The following is a 17,673-nucleotide window of genomic DNA, read 5'->3' as shown; positions in this document are numbered from 1 at the left end:
AACGGCAGGCTACGACGCGCTTAAACCTTGCCAACAATCGGACCAACGTTTCCGGAGTTCGAACGGGTCAGGCGACCGCGACGGCGACCAGCGCCACTGCTCCCACCGTCGCGAGCCAGTCGGCACGCCCGAAGCGCAGCGGCGGTGGCGTCGGGTTCCACGCGAAGCAGCGCGCCCGGAGGGCGACCGAGAGCCGGTCTGCGCGCTCGAACGCGCGCTTCAGCCCGCCGACGGCGACGAGGCGAACCCGCTCCCGGAGCGGTCGCTCGGTCCCGAGCCGAGCGTCGACGGCGTCCCGGCGGCCCGCGAGGTCCGCCTGCAACACGGGCAGAAATCGGAACACGAGACCGACCCCAACGCCGGCCGCCTGCCCCACGCGACCCGGGAGCAGCCACCGGACCGCTGCCCGCGAGTCCCTGACGGGCGTGCTGTAGACGTACGCGCTGGCGACCAGCAACACGAGCACCACGCGGTACGACGCGAGCGCGGCGTGGAACGCGGCGTCCGGACGAACCCACGGCGGTCCGAGCGCGACGCCGGCGACGACAGGTCCGAGGAGGAGGAACGGGAGTACGACGACGAACTCGGAGAGCGCCTCGCGCACCGACGCGCCCGCCAGCCGGGGAGCGAGCACCGCCAGCGGCGTCAGCAGCGCGAGCCCGAGCGGGGTCGTGTGCGCGAATGCCGCGACGGCGAACCCCGTCTGGAGCGCCAGCTTCGCTCGCGGGTCGAGGCCGTGGAGGACGGTCCCGCCCGGGCGGTAGGCGAGGGTCACGGCGCCCGCACCCCGAGGTCGGGTAGTTCGTCACGGACGTCCTCGGGCGCCCCCGCTACAGCGACCTCGCCGTCGGCCAGCACGACGACGCGGTCGGCGAGGTCCCAGACGTCGCGCAGGTCGTGGGTGACGACGACGAGGCTGGTGCCGCCGTCGGACTCGCGTTGCTCCTCCGACGAGCTCCCGCTCGCTCTACTCGCGGGAACCCCGGCGTGGAGCGCGCGCAGGCGCTCGAGGACGGTCCGGCGAGCGGGCCAGTCGAGGCCGGCGAACGGTTCGTCGAGGACGAGGTGGGCGGGTCGCATGGCGAGCGCGCCGGCGATGGCGACCCGAGCCTGCTCGCCGCCGGAGAGTTCGTCGATGCGTTCGTCTCCCCGCCCCGTCATGCCGACGGCGTCGAGGGCGTCGGCCACGCGGGCCTCGACGTCCTCACGGGGGAGGCCGAGGTTCTCCGGGCCGAACGCCACGTCTGCGCCGACCGTCGCGCCGACGAAGCCGTCGCGGGGGTCCTGAAACACCATCCCGACGCTCGTGCGCGCGGCGACGAGGTCGTCCTGGACGGGGGTACCGTCGACGAGCACGTCGCCGTCGTCGGGAACCAGGAGGCCGTTGAGGTGGCGGACGAGCGTCGTCTTCCCGGAGCCGTTGGCCCCCGCGAGGACGACGCACTCGCCGTCGGCGACGTCGAGGCTGACGCCGTCGAGGGCGGCGCGGTCGCCGTAGCGGTGCGTGAGGTCGCGGACGGACAGCATCAGGCCGCGCCGAGTTCCTCGCTGCGGGTGACGCCGACCGCGGCGGCGATCTTGATGGCCTCCGCGGGGACGAACGCCGCCGCGGCGACGACGAACGCGCGATAGAGTCCGATCTGTTCGACGACGGCGTAGCCGACCGTGCCGCCGGCGTAGACGACGACGGTGCCCGCGACCATCCCGGCGAGGAGGCGGGGTATCGAGACGTCCCGCGGGAGGGAGAGGTCGCCCGTGCCGTGGGCGACGAGGCCGACGAGCGCGGCGGCGACGGGGTACGACCAGACGTAGCCACCGTACGGGCCGAGGAGGACGCCGAGACCGGCGCTCCCGCCGGCGTAGACGGGGGCGCCGACGGCGCCGGCGACGAGGTACAGCGAGAGGGAGACGCCGCCCCACAGCGGCCCGAGGTAGATGCCCGCGAGGAAGACGCCGAGCACCTGCAGGGTCACCGGGACCGGGGAGACGGGGTTCGGGAACGATACGTAGGCGAACGCGCCCGTGAGCGCCGCGAAGAGCGCGGCACGGGCGACGTTCTCGACGGCGCTGTCGCCGACGAGGTCGACGGACTCGGTTCCGACGCTCATGCTCGAACGACGCTCGTCAACCTGTTTCAATCACTCGGTTTACGGGAGGCTCGGAAGTTAGGCAACAGGCATTTAGCCGCGGACGGACACAGTAACGAGGTACTGCATGGACGAGAAGACAGAGGAACTCCGGGACATCTTCATCGACGTCGCCGACGACGAGACGGTCACGGAGTCCCAGGCAGACACCCACGGGTCCCTCAGCTCGGAGACCGAGGTCGACGAGCGCCTCCACGACGCCGTAGCAGACATGCGCGACCGCCTCGAGTTTGACACCGACCTCGACGACGACGAACTGGCGGCCGTCGTCAAGCAGTTCTACGCGGGCGAGAGCGACGCGGAGATCGCCGAGCGCTTCGACGACCTGGACGCCGACGCGGTCGCTCGCACCCGCTTCGACCTCCACCTCCTCCGGGAGGCGGACACCGACGTCCCCTTCGACGTCGACCGGCTCAGAGAGCTCCGAGAGACCGACGCGACGCCGGGCGAACTGGCCGAGGAACTGGGCGCCAGCCGCGACGTGGTCCACCGCTGCGCCCGCGCACTCGACACGAGAGCCGAGATCCGGAGCGTCAACGACCGCTACCGCGCGGAGTTCGAGAACGCGCTCCGCGACCGCGAACTGTCCGAGCGACTCACCAGTACCGTCCACGAGGACGGCCTCGACGAGGCCACCGAGGGTCAGGAGACCGACATCGACTTCTAGGATTCCGAGGTCACGGGCGACCGATTCGCACCCCTCCGTCGGCGGATTTATACCCTCGACGGGACACAGGGTGAACGAATGAACGACGGAGGCAGCTCGGACCACGAGTACACCGACGCCGAGTCCGTCGACGAGCTCCTCGCCATCGAGTCCGGTGAGGACATCTTCGCACGACTGTTCCGGGACAGCCTGGCGAACGCCCTCATCGCGTGGGTGTTCGTGGCCGTGCTCGCGCTCGTGCTCGTGGAGAGTGTTCTGGACTTCGACCGCCAGTGGATGGTGTTCGTCGGTGCCGCCGCCGTCGTCGTGCTTGTCCCGCCCGCGGCGCTCAAGTCGTGGCGAGCCATGCTACCGTGGGAGCTGCTCGCGCTGGCGTTGCTCCCGATACTGGTGCGTGGGCTGTTCGGCGGGACGGTCGGCACGTTCGCCGTCTACTTCGCGCTCGCGGCGGTCGCGCTCGTCGTGGTCGTCGAACTCCACCTGTTCACGTCCCTGGAGGTCACACACTGGTTCGCCATCGTGCTCGTCGTGATGGCGACCCTCGCGTCCGGGGCGGTGTGGGCGGTCGTCCGGTGGAACGCCGACCACTACCTCGGGACGTCGTACCTCTCGACGAACGAGGCGCTCATGGTGGAGTTCGTCTGGGTGACACTCGCCGGGTTCGCCGCTGGCCTCCTCTTCGACGCGTACTTCCGGCGCCGCGACCGCTGGCTCCGCCGGGCGTTCGGACGGGTGATGCCGTAATGACACTGCTCCCGCGTCCGTCGGTCCCGAACCAGCGCCGCATCACGCGGGCGATGCAGCTCGTCCTCGTGGGGATGATCACGTACGGGTTCCTCACCGGGAACCCGAAGGCCGTGATGAACGGCAGTGTCACACTGCTCATCACGTTCGTGCCGGCCATGCTGGAGCGCAACTTCGGCCTCCCGCTGGACCCGTGGCTCGCGCTCTGGGTCACGACCGCCGTGCTGCTCCACTCGCTGGGCTCCTCGGGGCTGTACTCCCACATCGAGTGGTGGGACCACGTCACGCACGCGCTGTCGGCGTCGCTGGTCGCCGGCGTTGGCTACACGACCGCCCGGGCGATCGACCTCCACCACGAGGACATCAACATCCCCCGGGAGGTCGCGTTCGTCTACATCTTCGTCGTCGTCCTCTCGTTCGGCGTCGTCTGGGAGCTCTTCGAGTTCGGCCTCGACATCGTCGCCACCCAGACCGGCCTCCAGATGCCGCTCGCCCAGCACGGTCTCGACGACACCGTCAACGACCTCATGTACAACTCGCTGGGAGCGCTCGTCGTCGCGGTCTTCGGGCAGGCGCACCTCGTCGGCGTCGCCGAGGGCGTCGCGACCTGGTGGCTGGCGCGCAGCCAGTAATCGCACGCGAACGTTCAAGTACGAGGGCGGGACCAACCTGGCGCGTGTCCGACTCAGTCGCGTTCGGCGACATCGCTCGCGCCGCATACTGCGCGCGCCAGCTCTACTACGCTCGTCGCGAAGCGAGCGACCCGCCCGCGGAGTAGGAGCGCGCCCGCGAGGCCGCGAGGCGGTACGACGAACTCGCGGTCGCCTCGGAGGCCGCCCTCGAGACGTTCGACCTCGCCGTGCCACCCCCCGAGTTCCGGTCGAACCTGGGCGCCAGCCTCGACCGCCACCCCCGGGTCGCCCGGCCCGCGGAAAGCGACGCGTTCCTCCGCGGGAAGGACGCACACGGCCGTGCGGCGAAAGTCCACACGGGTCCGCTGGCGGTCTCCGTGGTCACGCCCGGCCGTCCACCCGAACAGGGGGTCTGGGAACCCCAGTCGGTGCGGGCCGTCGCCGCCGCGAAGGCGCTGTCCTGGCGCGAGGAGATGCCGGTCGAGTGCGCCTACGTCGAGTACTCCAGACACGGCGTCGTCCGGAAACTCGACGTGACGACCCGGCGGAAGGCCGCCTACCGTCGTGCGCTCCGCGCGGCCCAGTCTCTCGACGGGCCGCCGCCGCGACTCCACGACGACGCGAAGTGTGGAGCTTGCGACTACCGCGAGGAGTGTGGCGTCGAGACGAGGACGCTACGCTCGCTGCTGTAGCCAGGCAGCGACGGCGTCGGCGTTCGCGCCCCGGCGGAGAATCTCGGCCCGTGCGACGTCGACGACGGTGCTCTCGGTGCCCGGCGTCTCGCCGCCGTCCAGCACGACGCCCACGCGCTCGCGGAACGCCGGGTCGAGGTCGGCGGGGTCGGTGACGCTCGGCTGGCCGCTGCGGTTCGCGCTCGTCGCCGTGACGGGGGCGACCCGCTCCAGCAGCGCCAGCGCCACCTCGTGGTCGGGGACGCGCACTCCCACTCTGTCCCGTCCGCCCGTGAGCACGTCGGGGACGCGCTCGCGTTTCGCACAGACGACGGTGACCGGGCCGGGCAGGAACTCCGCCATGAACGCCCGCTCGGTCTCACCCACGCGGACGTACGCCAGTGCGTCCTCCCAGTCGGGGAACGCGAACGACAGCGGCTCGTCCCGGGACCGCCCCTTCGCGTCGAACACCGACGCGACAGCCTCCGGGTCGAGCGCGTCCGCTGCCAGCCCGTACACCGTCTCCGTCGGGTAGACCACGAGGCCACCCTCCCGAATCGCGTCGGCGGCGGCCGCCAGTTCGTCGTCGGACACGCGCATAGTCGTGCGTCGGGCCGCCCAGTAAAAGGGTTACAGGTCCGCGAGCGCCGCCTCGACGGCGTCGTAGTCCGGGAACTCCGGCCACTCCTCGGCGACCCACGCGTACGACACCGTGCGGTCCGGTTCGACGAGGAACACCGCGGGCCGCGGTTCGCTGACGCCCGCCATCCCGTCGAGGTCGTTCTCGACGCCGAACGCCTCCGCGACGCCGTTCTGGGGGTCGCTGAACAGGCCCGTGAACTGCTCGATGCCGCGCTCCTCGATGGTGGTCTTGTGTTCGTACGGCGAGGAGACGGAGACCCCGACGACCTGCGCGCCGTACTCCTCGACGCCCCTGTCGCGGAGTTCGTTCCAGACGTACGTCGCGGGGAACGCGCCGTCCATCGTCGTGAACACGAGCAACACCGGTCCGTCGGGGAGCAGGTCCGACAGCGCCACGTCCTCCCAGTACTCGGCGTTCACGAGCGGGCGAGTGAACTCGGGGGCCTCGTCGCCGACCTCGACGTGGTCGGCCTCGGGGAGGTCGACGACGTCGAACTCCAGGTCCATCACGCACCCCCTCCGTACGTCCGGTCGAGGTACTCCACGATGTTCGCGCTCTCGGCCATCGCCACGCCCGTCTCGTCGTCGACGATGGCGGGGACCGTGCGCACGCCGACGATCCGCTGGACGGCGTTCCGCTCGGAGTGCAGCGGCTCCACGAACCGCGAGTGGTAGTCGATCTCGAGTTCGTCGAGTTTGCGCACGACGCGCTCGCAGAACGGACACGCCTGCAGTCTGTACAGCGTGAGGTGGGCGTCGCTGTGGGCCGGTCGTGGTGGTGTCTCTCGCGCGCTCATGTCCGTCTTCTTCGCCCGATTCCCGGGTAAACGCTTCGCCCGCGGCGGTCGCCGCGGCTTCGTTGAGCAAAGTATTAATTCGCCCGGCAGAAAACAGCCTCTACGGAATGGGCTCACTGTTGTCTCCGCTGGCGGTAGCGCTGTTCGGCGTCGAACTCACGCAGAACGTGATCGTCGGCGGCGGTATCGTCACGATGATCGTCCTGATGGTGCTCTCGGGGTTCTTCTCCTCCTCGGAGATCGCCATGTTCTCGCTGGCCCGCCACCGCATCGACGTGCTCCGCGAGGAGGCGCGGCCCGGTGCGGAGGCGGTCGCGGAGTTGAAGGAAGATCCCCACCGGCTGCTCGTCACGATCCTCGTCGGCAACAACCTCGTGAACATCGCGATGTCCTCTATCGCCACCGGCCTGCTCGGCTACTATCTCTCCCAGGGGCAGGCGGTGCTCGCGGCGACGTTCGGCGTCACCGCGCTCGTCCTCCTCTTCGGTGAGAGCGCGCCGAAGTCATACGCCGTCGAGAACACGGAGTCGTGGGCGCTCACCATCGCCGGGCCGCTGCAGTGGTCCGAGCGCTTCCTCTACCCGCTGGTCGTCACCTTCGACTACCTGACCCGGGTCGTCAACCAGGTGACCGGCGGCCGGGCCGCCATTGAGACGTCCTACGTCACGCGCTCGGAGATCCAGGACATGATCAAGACGGGGGAGCGCGAGGGCGTCATCGACGAGGAGGAACGGGAGATGCTCCAGCGCATCTTCCGGTTCAACAACACCATCGCCAAGGAGGTGATGACACCGCGTCTCGACATGACCGCCGTCTCGAAGGACGCCACCATCGAGGAGGCCATCCAGACGTGCACGCAGGCCGGCCACGAGCGCGTCCCCGTCTACGACGGCGAACTCGACAACGTCATCGGCGTCGTCAGCCTCGAGGACCTCGTCCGCGAGTACCTCTACGGGGAGAGCGAGAACGTCGACCTCGAGGACCTCATCGAGCCGACGCTCCACGTGCCCGAGTCGAAGAACGTCGACGAACTGCTCCAGGAGATGCAGGACGAGCGCGTCCAGCTCGTCGTCGTCATCGACGAGTTCGGGACCACCGAGGGGCTGCTCACGACCGAGGACATCACCGAGGAGATCGTCGGCGAGATACTCGAGGGCGAGGAGGAACTCCCCCTCGACTTCGTCGACGAGGAAACCGTGCGCGTGCGCGGCGAGGTGAACATCGAGGAGGTCAACGAGGCTCTCGAGATCGAACTGCCGGAGGGCGAGGAGTTCGAGACCATCGCGGGGTTCATCTTCAACCGCGCCGGCCGTCTCGTCGAGGAGGGCGAGTCGTTCCGCTTCGAGAACGTCGAACTCACCGTCGAACACGTCGAGAACACGCGCATCATGAAGGCCCGCGTCGCACGACTCCCGCCCGAGGAAGCCGAGGACGTCGACCACGAGTCGCTCGCTGCCGACGGCGAGCGCTAGGCGAACGCCCTCCAGCGAGTCGACGGGGCGAACACAGCCACGACACACTCGTTCTCGTAAGAACTTTGATGAGTCGGCCTGGAGTCCGTCCTATCGATGGCCCTCCCCGGTGACGTCCCCCGCTCGACAGCCTACCTCCTCCTGTCGTTCCCGCTCGGCATCGCCTACTTCACGTTCGTCGTCGCGGCCCTCTCCGCGGGCGCCGCACTGCTGGTGTTCGTCGTCGGCGTGTTCGTCCTGGCCGGGGCGGCCCCCCTCGCGCGCCGCGTCGCCGTCGCGGACGCGGCGCTCGGCGCGAAACTGTTCGGTACTCCCGTGGCGCGCCTCGACGGCCCCGACAGCGACGGCGGCATGCTCGCACTGGCGCTCGCAGAACTCACCCACCCGTCGGGCTACCGCGCGGTGTTCTACTTGCTGGCCCGGTTCGTCGTGGGCGTCGCGGGGTTCACCGTCGTCGTCACGTGGCTCACGCTGTCGGGGACTCTCCTGGGGACCCCGTTCTACTACGACCACCCGGACGTGACCGTCGGCGTCACCGGCGTGGGGGAGGTCGAGACGCTCGGTGTAGCGCTCCTCTTCGCCGCCGCAGGCGTGGTCGTCGCCGTCGTCGGGGCGGTCGTCGTCGGCGGCATCGGGCGGACGGCCGCTCGGACCACCGCCTTCGTCCTCGAGTTCCCGTCGGCGGAGTGACTCAGAGGACCGCGTCGACGGCGACGAACGCGCCGTAGCTGACGCCGAGCGCGAGCGCGAGCGACGCGACCCACGCGAGCGCCGTGTAGGCCATCTTGGTGCTGCTGACGCCGCCGCCGGTGGAGGCCGCGTAGCCCGACCCGATGATGGCGCTGACGATGATCTCGTTGAACGAGACCGGGATGCCGAAGAAGACGGCCGTCTGGGCGATGGCGAAACTCGGGATGAGCGCGGCGATCGAGCGCCGCGGGCCCAGCGAGGAGTAGTCCTGGGCGAGCGCCTTGATCATCCGGGGGGCGCCCGTCCACGACCCGGCGAGCAGGCCGATGCCACCTCCGAGGAGGACGTACGTCAGCGACACGTCCTCGCCGACCAGCGGGAGCAGCGGGCCGACCGCGAGACCGACCTGGCTGCCCCCCGCGGAGAACGCCACGAGGCCGCCGAGCGCGAGCAGGAAGTGGCGCTGTCCGCGCTCCGCGTCCCGGTCCATGTCGCGGCGCAGCAGGACGGCGACGACCGCCGCGAACGCGACCGTCGTGGCGAGGTGGACGGCGAGTTCGTACTCGCCGACGGCGACGGCCGTCGCCCGCGCGAGCGACCGGCTCACGCCCTGCGGGCCGAGGAAGACGAACTGGACGTTGGCGACGATGGCGCCGACGACGGCCGCGAGCACGGGGACGGTGACGCGGTCGACGTCGAGCGAGCGGAGTCCGCTCGCCATGCCGTAGGCGATACCGCCGCCGACGAACGGCGTCAGCACCCACAGCGCCGCGATCTGCTGGTACTTCGCCCACGCCGCGCCACCGCCCATCGCCAGCCCCGTGCCGACGACGGCGCCCGTGACGGTGAACGCGGTCGCTATCGGGTAGCCTGCGAACACGCCGATGGCGACGAGGCCCGCGGCGGTCAACAGCGCCGTCGTCGCCGCCACCGGTGAGAGGGTGACGCCGACGATGAGCTCCCGTCCGACGGCCTCGGAGACGTTCGCGCCCTGGAAGACCGCGCCGGCGAGCCCGAGAATCCCGACGACGAACCCCGCGCGCATCACAGTGATGGCGTTCGCGCCGACCGCCGGGGCGAACGGCGTCGACCCCGAGGAGCCGGCGCCGATGGCCCACGCCATGAACAGACTCGCGAGCGCTGCGACGACGAGCGTCGCCAGGGCCGTTCCACTCATTGACCCCCACCTCAGGGTGCCCCGACCAAGAGAGTACCGACACAGCGGTCCCTCGCTGCTTCTCGGGGCACGGCGAGGGGATAACTCAGTTCGTCGTCGACTTCGCGTCGCCGTTCTGTTCGGGTGGTTCGACGCCCTCGGCGGCCTCGGCGGTGTCTGTCTCGCGTTCGGTGTCGACGTGCCAGCGCTCGATGTCCTCGAAGGAGTGGAGGTACTCGCGGACCGCGTCCTTCAGCTCGTCGTCGTTGACGTTCACCTCGAAGGTGAACTCCTCCTGGCTGCGTACGCGCTGGATGTTCGCGCTCACGAGGTCGTTGTCGAAGTAGTACGGCGCGACCTGCGTCATCACGTTCTGGTAGACGGCGTTCTCGACCTTCCGGAGCACCTTCCGGCCGGCGGTGTCCGCCGCGCGCTTGACGTGCCCGAGGGAGTCCTGCCACTTGTCGACGGCCTCCTCTTCCTCGCCGTCGCCGAGTCGCTCGTAGGACTCCGTGAGCTGTTCGCCCGCGGTCTGGAGGTCCTCGTTGGGCGCCTTCCCGGCCTTCTCGCCCTCGCCCTCGTCGACGCTCGCCTGGTCGGCGGTCTTCTCGTTGACCTCGTCCTCGATGCGCTCGTGGGACTTCGGTCGCCACTCGTCCCACTCGTCGAACGCCTCGGCGTACGCGTCCTCGGCGCCGGCCTCCCGGAGCGCGTGCGTGACGCGTTCACCGTGTTCGACGATGTCTCCCCAGTCGCCGCGCCGCTTGAACCCGGCGACACTCTCCTCCATGGTTGTCCGGTCCTAGTGTGTCGAGGGTTAAATCCCTTGTCGGCCTCGTGTGGGCACGTCGCACGCTGCTCGCGAGCCATAGCGGGTTTTATGCAGTCGCGGAGTCCGCCACTAGGTATGCCCATCGAAGACCGCGGCGACGCCCACGTCATCACGCACGCGCTGGCCAAAGACACACTCTCCAGACTCCGCGACGTCGAGACCGAGCAGGTCGGCTTCCGCAAGGGCCTCGTGAAACTCGGCCGCATCTCCGGCTACGAGATCATCGACGGCGCGATGGACACGGAGTTCGTCTCCATCGAGACGCCGCTGACCGAGACCACCGGCGAGCGCGTGAAGGGCCTCGACGACGTCGTCATCATCAACGTACTGCGGGCCGCCACGCCGTTCGTCGAGGGACTGCTGAAGGCGTTTCCGCGCGCGAAGCAGGGCGTCATCAGCGCGGGCCGCGACGAGGAAGCGGGCATGAACGAGGACGGCGAGTTCCCCATCACCATCGACTACGTGAAACTCCCCGAGATCTCCTCGGACGACACCGTCATCGTCGCCGACCCGATGCTCGCCACGGGGTCGACGATGTGCACCGTCCTCGACTACGTCACCGACGAGGCGCCCGACGACGTCGAACACCTGTTCGTGCTGTCGGCCGTGAGCGCTCCCGACGGGTTGCTCCGCGTCAGCGAGCAGTTCCCCGCGGCCGACCTCCTCACCGTCGCCATCGACGACCACCTCGACGACGACGGCTTCATCGTCCCCGGCCTCGGCGACGCCGGCGACCGCGCGTTCCGCACGACGTAACCGCGGTCGCTCCGCGAGAGCCGTGGCTCCAGTCGGTGCACACGGTCGCCTCCGGGCCGCGACCGGTGACCCGCAACTTGAAGATGCCACCCGTCCACGTCCACGCCATGAGTGACGACACCGACACGGAGCCGTGTGACTGGTGCGGGGACGAGGTGGCGAACCCGCTGTCGCGGACCGTCCGCGTGACCGTCGACCGCTCCCAGATAGACAGCCAGCAGCTCTGCCCGGAGTGTTTCGCGAACTGGATCGACCGCTACGAGGAGAAGATGCGCCCCGAGGAACCCGAGACGGACACCGGCCCCCAGCCGGCCAGCGAGGGAACCGACATCATCGTCGACTGAGCGACGAAGGACGATTTCGGGTCGAGAAAACGCCGCCCGGCCGCCCCGTTCGAACCCCTTCGCTTCACCTCCGCCCCACCGCCCCGTACCGCGGTTTCCCGGCTCAGAACTCCCGTGGAAACGTACCCCAGTAGCGCTCCCGAGAACTACCGAGTGTTCCTCACTTCTCGTCCTCTTCGCCAGCGGAGAGGCCGTCGCCGCGCTCCCTGTCGAGCGCCCGCGGCGCGTCGTGGTGGCTAGAGTAGCCGTCGAACCAGCGCGCGATGCGCTCGATGCGGTCCACGACGTGCCCGGGTTCCCCCGAGCGCGAGAGTTCGTGGCCCTCGCGGGGGTAGCGGACCAGCCGCGTGTCGACGCCCTGCTGTCGCAGCGCGCGGTAGAACAGTTCGGCAGTGTTCGCGGGCGTCCGGTAGTCGTCCTCGGCGTGGACGACGAGCGTCGGCGTGTCCACGAGGTCGGCGTACGTCGCCGGGGACTGCTCGGCGAGGAACTCGTAGTCCGCCCAGGGGACCGCGCGGAAGTCGCCCTCGACGAGCTTGTAGACGTCCGAGGAGCCGTAGAACCCGGTGAGGTCGTAGACGCCGCGCTGGGCGACCGCCGCGTCGAAGAAGTCCGTGTGGCCGACCGCCCACGCGGTCATGAACCCGCCGAAGCTCCCGCCGGTGACGAACGCGTCGTCACCGACGTAGTCGCGGTCGGCGACCTGCCGTGCGCCCGCCAGCACGTCCTGGAGGGTCACGTCGCCCCAGTCGCGCTCGATGGCGCGCATGAACGCCGCTCCGTAGCCCGCCGAGCCCCGTGGGTTGCACCAGAAGACGACGTAGCCGCGGGCGGCGAGCGTCTGGAACTCGTGCCACATCGACCCCGACGTCGACCACATCCGGTGGGGACCGCCGTGGATCTCCACGACCAACGGGTACGTTTCCCCGGGGTCGAAATCCGGCGGCGTCAGCACCCAGCCCTGCACCTCCTCGCCGTCCGGCCCCTCGAACCACAGTTCCTCGGGCTGGCGGACCGCCCGGTCGTCGAGGTACGCCGCGTTGACGCGCGTGAGACGGTTCTCCTCGGCGCCGCCCGGCGTCGCCGCCACGACGTCGCCCGTGTGGTCCCACTCCGACTGGACGACCCCGACGGTGTCCCGCGCGACGGAGAAGCCGTGGACGTGTCGGTCGCCGCCCAGCACGACCGTCACGCCGTCGTCGCCGATGCGCCGCAGTGCGTAGCCACCCTCGTCGGGCGTGCAGACGTAGAGGTAGTCGCCGTCGGGTCCCCACTCGGGCGCGTGGCTCGCGTTCCACAGTTCGAGCGTGCGGTCGAGGCCAGCGGTGAGCTGGTCCACCTGGTCTGTTGCCCGGTCGTACACCTCGACCTCGGTCTGCGCGAGCGTCGGGTCGTCGGCCGGCGTCGTCGTGTACGCGATACTATCGCCTCCGTCTCCGGCGTGTACCGCTAGCGTCGGCCCCCACCCCTCGATGTCCCGCAGCACCGTCTCCTCGCCGGAGGCGGGGTCGAACGCCGCCAGCTCCCACGCCAGTCGGCCGTCGCCGTCCACCCCGCGACGGATCGGGTAGTAGAGCGCGTCCGCACCCCACGCCGGCCCGAGGCAGTCCGCGACGCCCTCGGTGACGCGGGAGACCGCTCGGTCCCCGAGGTCGACGAGGTAGACGTGCGAGCGCGCGCCGTCGGCGTACGACTCGTGGGCGCGGTAGACGTGGCGGTCGATGACCCGGGGGTCGGGCGCCTCCCGTTCGTACTCCTCGTCGGTATCCAGGTCGAGGTCGTCGTCGCGTTCTTCGGGGCGGACGGACTGCACGAACGCGATGCGGTCGCCCTCGGGCCCCCACGCGATGCTGGAGACGCCGCCGACCACGTCCGTGACCTGCTCGGCCTCGCCGCCGTCGACGGGGAGCACCCAGATCTGGGGGCGGTCGTCGTCCGCGCCGCGCGTCGAGACGAACGCCAGGCGGTCTCCCGACGGACTCCACGTGGGTTCGCTGTCGACGCCCTCCGCGACGGTGAACCGCCGGGACTCGTCGCCGCCGACGGACGCGACGTAGACGGTCGCCTCGTAGTCGGTGTCGGAGTCGGGCGTCTGCTGCACGTAGGCGACACGGTCGCCGTCGGGCGACACGGCGGGGTGGGAGAGCCGCGAGAACTCGTGGTAGTCGCTGGCCTCGACGCGGTTCATGGCCCGAGGGTCGGGCGGCCCGACGAAATGGTTTGTGCTACGCGGAGTGCGCGGCCTCGCGGGCGGCGTCCAGGCGCTCGTCGAACTCTCCGCGCACCCAGTCGGCGAGTTCCTCGGTCGGCTGGTCTGCCGCCGGCGCCCACAGTTCGAACGTTTGGGGGGTCAGCAGGAACGCGACGGCACGGTAGACCGGCTCTCGGTGCTCGAAGCCGTCTGGGAGGGCGTCGGCGTACGCTCGGTACCCCTCGCGGAGGCCGTTTCGAAGGACGCTTCGCTCGGCCTCGTCCGCGTCCGGAAGTTCCACGAGGTGGCTCTCGGCGTCCGCCAGGTCCAGCCCGGGGTCGCCGACGAGCGCGCGCTCCCAGTCGAGCAGCCCGCGCGGGTCGAGCCGGCAGTTCGACCGGTTGAGGTCGCAGTGGAGCAGCGCTGCGGGCGCGTCGTCCAGCAGTGGGGCGGCGTCCCTGAGGACGGCCGCGAGCCGACCCGGGAGTTCCCGGAAGCGGGCGGCGAACAGGTCTTCGGTCCGCTCCTCGACGTCCGCGGCCAGCGTCTCCGACCAGCTCTCGGCCGCTAGATCAAGGCCACCCTCGTCCCCGCCGAGGATGCGACCCGGCTGCTCGAACGCCGCTTCGTGAACCGCCGCGACCGTCTCTCCGACTTCCCGGAGCAGTCTGGCGCGTTCCGCGGTGTCGGCGCTCGACCAGGGGTCCTGAAGTGGAATCCCGGGAATCGGCTCCATGGCGAGGTACGGCGGGTCGCCGTCGGGGTCCGCGGCGACCACGGCTGGCGTCTCGATGGGGCAGCGTGCGTCGGCACACCGGGTCGCCGCAGCCTCACGGACGAGTCGGCGGGTGCCGTCCGTGGCGGTCTTCAGGTAGACGACGTCGCCGTCCGCGAACGCGACGCGCGCCGTCCGGTTGCCTGGCCGCGTGTCGCGTTCCTCGACGGACTCGACGGGCCTATCCGGGAACGCGGCGTGGAGGGCGGCCTGCAGCGGGTCGCTCATACGCCCAGCACTGGTCGCCGCGGCAAGAAAGTACGCCTCGTTCAGTGTCCGTGATTCGTTCGCGGACGCTACTCCACGTCCGCCCGCCCGCTGACGGCGTCCTGGATGCGTTCGCGCAGCGCGTCGGCGTCGTCGCGGGCGACGGTCACGTCGAAGGACGCGCGCTCGCCGTAGTCGGCGTCGAACTCGCAGTCCGCGCTCTCCAGGATGCCGCGAACAGTTCCAGAGTCGTCGTACACTACGCTGACGCCGAAGCGTTCCTGCGGGCGCTGCTCGACGACGTCGGCGTCGTCGACGGCCTCCTTGACGGCTCGCGAGTAGGCGCGAGCGAGGCCGCCCACGCCGAGGTTCGTCCCGCCGTAGTACCGGGTGACGACCACCACGGCGTTCTCGACGTCGCGCTGCTGGAGGACGTTCAGCGCGGGTTTCCCCGAGGAGCCGGTCGGCTCGCCGTCGTCGGACTGGTACTCCCGCAGGAGGTGGCCCCCTCCCGGGCCGCCCGACTCCACGCGCACCCGGTAGCAGGGGACGTTGTGGGTCGCGTCCGGGTGGCGCTGTTCGACGTCGGCGACGAACGCCTCGGCCTCCTCGACGGTCGCCGCCGGGGACGCGTACCCGAGGAACTCCGAGCCCTGCACTTCGAAGTCGGCCTCGCCGCGGCCCGCGAGTGTTCGGTACGCGTCGGTCACACTGTCGCGTCGGGGTCCGAGAGAGTTGCCGCTTGCGGTTTTCGCCCACAAGGGTTATGCCCGCGCTCTCGTTATCTGGAGGGAGATGGCCGAGCTGACGACGCCGGACCTCCTCTACATCGCGTCGAGCATCGCGCTCTCGCTCTCGGGGCTGGCGATGGTGGCGATCGCCGCCGACGCCTACCTGGAGACGGAGCGCCGCGAGATGCTCACCCTCTCTATCGGGTTCTGTATCGTCGTCGCGGCCGCGATCGCCACGACGGTCTCCGCGTTCCGCCAGGACTTCGCGGACGCCGTCCTCCTGCTGACGGTCAACTACGCCATCACGACCGTCGGCTACCTGTTCATCATCGCCAGCGTCGTCCGTCGCGACTGAGACGCCGGCGTCCGCGTCAGGAGAGTTCGACAGACCGCACGAACGGCAGTGCCATCAGTTCGGTCACCACGTCGCCCGGGAGCGCCGCGTCGGTCACGAGGTAGAGCCGCGGTTCGTCCGTGAACTCGGGGTCCTCGCTGATGGTCTGCCGGATACTGATGTCGCGCTCGGCGAGCAACCCGGTGACCTGCGCGACGATGCCGGGTTCGTCGGCGTCGGCGACCTCGACGGTGACGACGTGGAGGTCGAGGACGGGCGCGAGGTCCATCAGGCTCGGGATCTGGCTGATGTTCTGGAAGATGCGCCGGAGTTCGTCGTCGGCCAGGATGGCCTCCGTCGTGGAGTCGACGACGCGGCGGTCGACGCCCGCCTCCTGGGCGACCTGCGTGTACGGAATCTCGATGTCGCCGGAGACTACCCGGCCGTCGTCGTTCACGGAGAACCCGCGCTCGAGGAGGAGGCGGATGACGGCCTGCTGGCCGGGGCTCCCCTCGAACTTCTGCATGATGTCCTCGAACATGCGCGAACCGAGACGGCGTGCCGTGAAAACGGTGTGGGTGGCGAGCAGACTTTTGGCCCCCCGCTCCGTCGTGGCTCGTATGCGCCAACTCGACAGCTGTGACTTCTGTGGCGAGCGGCCAGAGGGCGTCTTCGAGGTCGTCCCCGGGTCGGCCGCGGGCGGGGCTCGCCGCCTCGCGCTCTGCTCGGCCTGCCGGGAGACGCTCCAGTCGGTTGTCGACCCGTTGCTCGACGACGCGAACCGGACCGCCGCGTCCAGCGACGACCCGGGCGCGGCCGACTCGCCAGACGAGGACCCGGACCCACGCGGTGCGAACGACACCCAGGACTCCGCCAGGGAGGCCGACGCCGTCCCGGACGCCGAACCCGCCGCGGAGACGGACGCCGCCCGCGAGAGCGCCAGCGAGCGCGACGCGGACAGCGAGGGAATCACTATCCAGTCCGGCGGCTCGGCGACGAGTTCCGAACAGCGGCGACCGGACGGCTACGCGCAGGTGATCCGCCTGCTCCAGAACCGCGAGGGCGCGATGCCCCGAGACGACCTGCGAGCGCTCGCGACGAACGCCTACGACCTCCGCGAACGCACGTTCGAGGACGCCGTCGAGGCGGCCGTCGAGAACGGCGACGTCGAGGAGACGAACGGCGGGCTGCGGACGGCCTAGAGTTCGCCCTTCGTCGAGGGCGTGTCCGAGCGCCGGCCGTCGATCCGGGTAGCGTCGTCGAGTGCGCGCGCCGCGCCCTTGAACAGCGCCTCTATCTCGTGGTGTGCGTTCTCGCCGTCGACCCCGCAGTGGAGCGTGAGGCCCGCGTGCGTCGACAGCGACCGGAAGAAGTGCCGCGCCATCACGCTCGTGAACTCGCCGACGCGCGCCTGGCTGAACTCGCCGTCGAACTCGTACAGCGGCCGCCCGGAGACGTCGACGACGACGCTCGCCACCGCTTCGTCCAGCGGCACGCGGCGGTCCGCGAACCGCTCGATGCCGCGCTTGTCCCCGAGCGCCTCGTCGAACGCCTGCCCGACGGCGATGCCGACGTCCTCGACGGTGTGGTGGTCGTCGATCTCGAGGTCGCCGTCACAGCGCACGGTCAGGTCGAAGAGGCCGTGTTTCGCGAACGACGTCAGCATGTGGTCGAAGAAGCCGATTCCCGTCTCCACCGTGCTGTCGCCGTCGCCGTCCACGTCGAGGGTCACCTCGATGTCCGTCTCGGCCGTCTCCCGCGTCACGGCCGCCGTTCGGTCGGTCATGACTCGTTGTTCTCGTGCTCCCACAAGGTCGTTCCGCTAGCTGTACAACCCATGCCGCCCGTCGCCGCCCGCTCGGACCACCGGGCCGCCATAGCTCAT

At 70.1% G+C, this 17,673-nt stretch carries 23 protein-coding genes; 10 read left to right on the top strand and 13 right to left on the bottom strand.

Features of this window, described 5'->3' with window-relative positions; all coding sequences use genetic code 11:
* Nucleotides 1–67 precede the first annotated feature (67 nt).
* The 3 genes from LT965_RS06630 to LT965_RS06620 are packed head-to-tail and all read right to left on the bottom strand — an operon-like array spanning nt 68 to nt 2,108.
* Nucleotides 68–775, bottom strand: coding sequence for an energy-coupling factor transporter transmembrane component T family protein (locus LT965_RS06630; RefSeq protein WP_232703233.1), 708 nt, complete (start codon nt 773–775; stop codon nt 68–70).
* Nucleotides 772–1,527 (bottom strand): energy-coupling factor ABC transporter ATP-binding protein, encoded by a 756-nt coding sequence (locus LT965_RS06625; protein ID WP_232703232.1) that lies wholly within the window; start codon nt 1,525–1,527, stop codon nt 772–774. The genes LT965_RS06630 and LT965_RS06625 overlap by 4 nt, the downstream gene beginning before the upstream one ends.
* Complete coding sequence (locus LT965_RS06620) at nt 1,527–2,108, bottom strand: biotin transporter BioY (RefSeq protein ID WP_232703231.1); 582 nt, start codon at nt 2,106–2,108, stop codon at nt 1,527–1,529. The genes LT965_RS06625 and LT965_RS06620 overlap by 1 nt, the downstream gene beginning before the upstream one ends.
* Nucleotides 2,109–2,214: 106 nt before the next feature.
* Here LT965_RS06620 and LT965_RS06615 point away from each other — a divergent pair, with 106 nt between their 5' ends.
* The 4 genes from LT965_RS06615 to LT965_RS06600 all read left to right on the top strand — a co-directional run bounded on the left by LT965_RS06615 (nt 2,215) and on the right by LT965_RS06600 (nt 4,882).
* Nucleotides 2,215–2,814: a conditioned medium-induced protein 4 gene (locus LT965_RS06615; RefSeq protein WP_232703230.1), complete on the top strand. Its 600-nt coding sequence runs from the start codon at nt 2,215–2,217 to the stop codon at nt 2,812–2,814.
* Between the two features lie 78 nt (nt 2,815–2,892).
* Entirely contained in the window at nt 2,893–3,558 is a 666-nt protein-coding gene (locus LT965_RS06610) for a hypothetical protein (RefSeq protein ID WP_232703229.1), read from the top strand.
* Nucleotides 3,558–4,190, top strand: coding sequence for a DUF2238 domain-containing protein (locus LT965_RS06605; RefSeq protein WP_232703228.1), 633 nt, complete (start codon nt 3,558–3,560; stop codon nt 4,188–4,190). Before LT965_RS06610 ends, LT965_RS06605 begins: the two co-directional genes overlap by 1 nt.
* Nucleotides 4,191–4,417: 227 nt before the next feature.
* Complete coding sequence (locus LT965_RS06600) at nt 4,418–4,882, top strand: hypothetical protein (RefSeq protein ID WP_432419309.1); 465 nt, start codon at nt 4,418–4,420, stop codon at nt 4,880–4,882.
* Here the strand turns inward: LT965_RS06600 and LT965_RS06595 are convergent.
* Genes LT965_RS06595 through LT965_RS06585 form a run of 3 tightly spaced genes read right to left on the bottom strand, consistent with a single transcriptional unit; the run spans nt 4,865 to nt 6,300 of the window.
* Complete coding sequence (locus tag LT965_RS06595) at nt 4,865–5,461, bottom strand: L-threonylcarbamoyladenylate synthase (RefSeq protein ID WP_232703227.1); 597 nt, start codon at nt 5,459–5,461, stop codon at nt 4,865–4,867. The genes LT965_RS06600 and LT965_RS06595 overlap by 18 nt on opposite strands.
* A gap of 30 nt (nt 5,462–5,491) precedes the next feature.
* Nucleotides 5,492–6,010, bottom strand: a complete 519-nt coding sequence (locus LT965_RS06590; RefSeq protein WP_232703226.1) for a redoxin domain-containing protein — start codon at nt 6,008–6,010, stop codon at nt 5,492–5,494.
* The gene (locus LT965_RS06585) at nt 6,010–6,300 is read right to left on the bottom strand and encodes a glutaredoxin family protein (protein ID WP_232703225.1); all 291 of its coding nucleotides are present in this window, start codon (nt 6,298–6,300) and stop codon (nt 6,010–6,012) included. Before LT965_RS06585 ends, LT965_RS06590 begins: the two co-directional genes overlap by 1 nt.
* Nucleotides 6,301–6,407: 107 nt before the next feature.
* Between LT965_RS06585 and LT965_RS06580 the strand changes: the two genes are divergently transcribed.
* Together LT965_RS06580 and LT965_RS06575 are read left to right on the top strand one after the other, a co-directional pair.
* Complete coding sequence (locus LT965_RS06580; RefSeq protein WP_232703224.1) at nt 6,408–7,772, top strand: hemolysin family protein; 1,365 nt, start codon at nt 6,408–6,410, stop codon at nt 7,770–7,772.
* Nucleotides 7,773–7,868: 96 nt separating this feature from the next.
* Complete coding sequence (locus LT965_RS06575; RefSeq protein WP_232703223.1) at nt 7,869–8,462, top strand: sensor domain-containing protein; 594 nt, start codon at nt 7,869–7,871, stop codon at nt 8,460–8,462.
* Between the two features lies 1 nt (nt 8,463).
* Here the strand turns inward: LT965_RS06575 and LT965_RS06570 are convergent, their stop codons facing one another.
* Together LT965_RS06570 and LT965_RS06565 are read right to left on the bottom strand one after the other, a co-directional pair.
* Nucleotides 8,464–9,639, bottom strand: coding sequence for an inorganic phosphate transporter (locus tag LT965_RS06570; protein WP_232703222.1), 1,176 nt, complete (start codon nt 9,637–9,639; stop codon nt 8,464–8,466).
* 85 nt (nt 9,640–9,724) lie between these two features.
* The gene (locus tag LT965_RS06565) at nt 9,725–10,408 is read right to left on the bottom strand and encodes a DUF5828 family protein (RefSeq protein ID WP_232703221.1); all 684 of its coding nucleotides are present in this window, start codon (nt 10,406–10,408) and stop codon (nt 9,725–9,727) included.
* Between the two features lie 117 nt (nt 10,409–10,525).
* On the opposite strand from LT965_RS06565, the gene upp reads away from it, so the two are divergent.
* Both upp and LT965_RS06555 read left to right on the top strand, forming a co-directional pair.
* Nucleotides 10,526–11,206, top strand: a complete 681-nt coding sequence (gene upp / locus LT965_RS06560) for a uracil phosphoribosyltransferase (protein ID WP_232703220.1) — start codon at nt 10,526–10,528, stop codon at nt 11,204–11,206.
* Between the two features lie 107 nt (nt 11,207–11,313).
* Nucleotides 11,314–11,550, top strand: a complete 237-nt coding sequence (locus tag LT965_RS06555) for a DUF7569 family protein (protein ID WP_232703219.1) — start codon at nt 11,314–11,316, stop codon at nt 11,548–11,550.
* Between the two features lie 160 nt (nt 11,551–11,710).
* On the opposite strand, the gene LT965_RS06550 is transcribed toward LT965_RS06555, so the two are convergent.
* The 3 genes from LT965_RS06550 to LT965_RS06540 form a co-directional block, all read right to left on the bottom strand.
* Entirely contained in the window at nt 11,711–13,738 is a 2,028-nt protein-coding gene (locus LT965_RS06550) for a S9 family peptidase (protein ID WP_232703218.1), read from the bottom strand.
* 37 nt (nt 13,739–13,775) lie between these two features.
* Nucleotides 13,776–14,744 carry a phosphotransferase family protein gene (locus tag LT965_RS06545; RefSeq protein WP_232703217.1) on the bottom strand — a complete coding sequence of 323 codons (969 nt, stop codon included), beginning with the start codon at nt 14,742–14,744 and terminating at the stop codon, nt 13,776–13,778.
* A gap of 68 nt (nt 14,745–14,812) precedes the next feature.
* Nucleotides 14,813–15,433 carry an IMPACT family protein gene (locus LT965_RS06540; RefSeq protein WP_232703216.1) on the bottom strand — a complete coding sequence of 207 codons (621 nt, stop codon included), beginning with the start codon at nt 15,431–15,433 and terminating at the stop codon, nt 14,813–14,815.
* Between the two features lie 85 nt (nt 15,434–15,518).
* Between LT965_RS06540 and LT965_RS06535 the strand changes: the two genes are divergently transcribed.
* On the top strand, nt 15,519–15,809 hold the full coding sequence (locus tag LT965_RS06535) for a hypothetical protein (RefSeq protein WP_232703215.1): 291 nt from the start codon (nt 15,519–15,521) through the stop codon (nt 15,807–15,809).
* A 16-nt stretch (nt 15,810–15,825) separates the two neighbouring features.
* Here the strand turns inward: LT965_RS06535 and trpY are convergent, their stop codons facing one another.
* The gene (gene trpY, locus LT965_RS06530; RefSeq protein ID WP_232703214.1) at nt 15,826–16,329 is read right to left on the bottom strand and encodes a TrpY family transcription regulator; all 504 of its coding nucleotides are present in this window, start codon (nt 16,327–16,329) and stop codon (nt 15,826–15,828) included.
* Between the two features lie 79 nt (nt 16,330–16,408).
* Here trpY and LT965_RS06525 point away from each other — a divergent pair, with 79 nt between their 5' ends.
* Nucleotides 16,409–16,990 carry a DUF8528 domain-containing protein gene (locus LT965_RS06525; RefSeq protein ID WP_232703213.1) on the top strand — a complete coding sequence of 194 codons (582 nt, stop codon included), beginning with the start codon at nt 16,409–16,411 and terminating at the stop codon, nt 16,988–16,990.
* Here the strand turns inward: LT965_RS06525 and hisB are convergent.
* Nucleotides 16,987–17,574, bottom strand: a complete 588-nt coding sequence (hisB, locus tag LT965_RS06520; protein ID WP_232703212.1) for an imidazoleglycerol-phosphate dehydratase HisB — start codon at nt 17,572–17,574, stop codon at nt 16,987–16,989. The two genes, LT965_RS06525 and hisB, sit on opposite strands and share 4 nt — an antisense overlap.
* Nucleotides 17,575–17,673 lie beyond the last annotated feature (99 nt).

It is taken from the genome of Halobacterium wangiae, from assembly GCF_021249345.1.
In the GTDB taxonomy this organism is placed as follows: domain Archaea; phylum Halobacteriota; class Halobacteria; order Halobacteriales; family Halobacteriaceae; genus Halobacterium; species Halobacterium wangiae.
The sequence above is the reverse complement of the archived record's forward strand: the minus strand, read 5'-3'. Positions and strand labels throughout refer to the sequence as shown.

What these genes read in the sequence shown, in the direction of transcription:
- LT965_RS06625 (WP_232703232.1), bottom strand. Translation starts at nt 1,527, where the DNA reads ATGCTGTCCGTCCGCGACCTCACGCACCGCTACGGCGACCGCGCCGCC.
- LT965_RS06620 (WP_232703231.1), bottom strand. Translation starts at nt 2,108, where the DNA reads ATGAGCGTCGGAACCGAGTCCGTCGACCTCGTCGGCGACAGCGCCGTC.
- LT965_RS06615 (WP_232703230.1), top strand. Translation starts at nt 2,215, where the DNA reads ATGGACGAGAAGACAGAGGAACTCCGGGACATCTTCATCGACGTCGCC.
- LT965_RS06610 (WP_232703229.1), top strand. Translation starts at nt 2,893, where the DNA reads ATGAACGACGGAGGCAGCTCGGACCACGAGTACACCGACGCCGAGTCC.
- LT965_RS06605 (WP_232703228.1), top strand. Translation starts at nt 3,558, where the DNA reads ATGACACTGCTCCCGCGTCCGTCGGTCCCGAACCAGCGCCGCATCACG.
- LT965_RS06595 (WP_232703227.1), bottom strand. Translation starts at nt 5,461, where the DNA reads ATGCGCGTGTCCGACGACGAACTGGCGGCCGCCGCCGACGCGATTCGG.
- LT965_RS06590 (WP_232703226.1), bottom strand. Translation starts at nt 6,010, where the DNA reads ATGGACCTGGAGTTCGACGTCGTCGACCTCCCCGAGGCCGACCACGTC.
- LT965_RS06585 (WP_232703225.1), bottom strand. Translation starts at nt 6,300, where the DNA reads ATGAGCGCGCGAGAGACACCACCACGACCGGCCCACAGCGACGCCCAC.
- LT965_RS06580 (WP_232703224.1), top strand. Translation starts at nt 6,408, where the DNA reads ATGGGCTCACTGTTGTCTCCGCTGGCGGTAGCGCTGTTCGGCGTCGAA.
- LT965_RS06575 (WP_232703223.1), top strand. Translation starts at nt 7,869, where the DNA reads ATGGCCCTCCCCGGTGACGTCCCCCGCTCGACAGCCTACCTCCTCCTG.
- LT965_RS06570 (WP_232703222.1), bottom strand. Translation starts at nt 9,639, where the DNA reads ATGAGTGGAACGGCCCTGGCGACGCTCGTCGTCGCAGCGCTCGCGAGT.
- LT965_RS06565 (WP_232703221.1), bottom strand. Translation starts at nt 10,408, where the DNA reads ATGGAGGAGAGTGTCGCCGGGTTCAAGCGGCGCGGCGACTGGGGAGAC.
- upp (WP_232703220.1), top strand. Translation starts at nt 10,526, where the DNA reads ATGCCCATCGAAGACCGCGGCGACGCCCACGTCATCACGCACGCGCTG.
- LT965_RS06555 (WP_232703219.1), top strand. Translation starts at nt 11,314, where the DNA reads ATGAGTGACGACACCGACACGGAGCCGTGTGACTGGTGCGGGGACGAG.
- LT965_RS06550 (WP_232703218.1), bottom strand. Translation starts at nt 13,738, where the DNA reads ATGAACCGCGTCGAGGCCAGCGACTACCACGAGTTCTCGCGGCTCTCC.
- LT965_RS06545 (WP_232703217.1), bottom strand. Translation starts at nt 14,744, where the DNA reads ATGAGCGACCCGCTGCAGGCCGCCCTCCACGCCGCGTTCCCGGATAGG.
- LT965_RS06535 (WP_232703215.1), top strand. Translation starts at nt 15,519, where the DNA reads ATGGCCGAGCTGACGACGCCGGACCTCCTCTACATCGCGTCGAGCATC.
- trpY (WP_232703214.1), bottom strand. Translation starts at nt 16,329, where the DNA reads ATGTTCGAGGACATCATGCAGAAGTTCGAGGGGAGCCCCGGCCAGCAG.
- LT965_RS06525 (WP_232703213.1), top strand. Translation starts at nt 16,409, where the DNA reads ATGCGCCAACTCGACAGCTGTGACTTCTGTGGCGAGCGGCCAGAGGGC.
- hisB (WP_232703212.1), bottom strand. Translation starts at nt 17,574, where the DNA reads ATGACCGACCGAACGGCGGCCGTGACGCGGGAGACGGCCGAGACGGAC.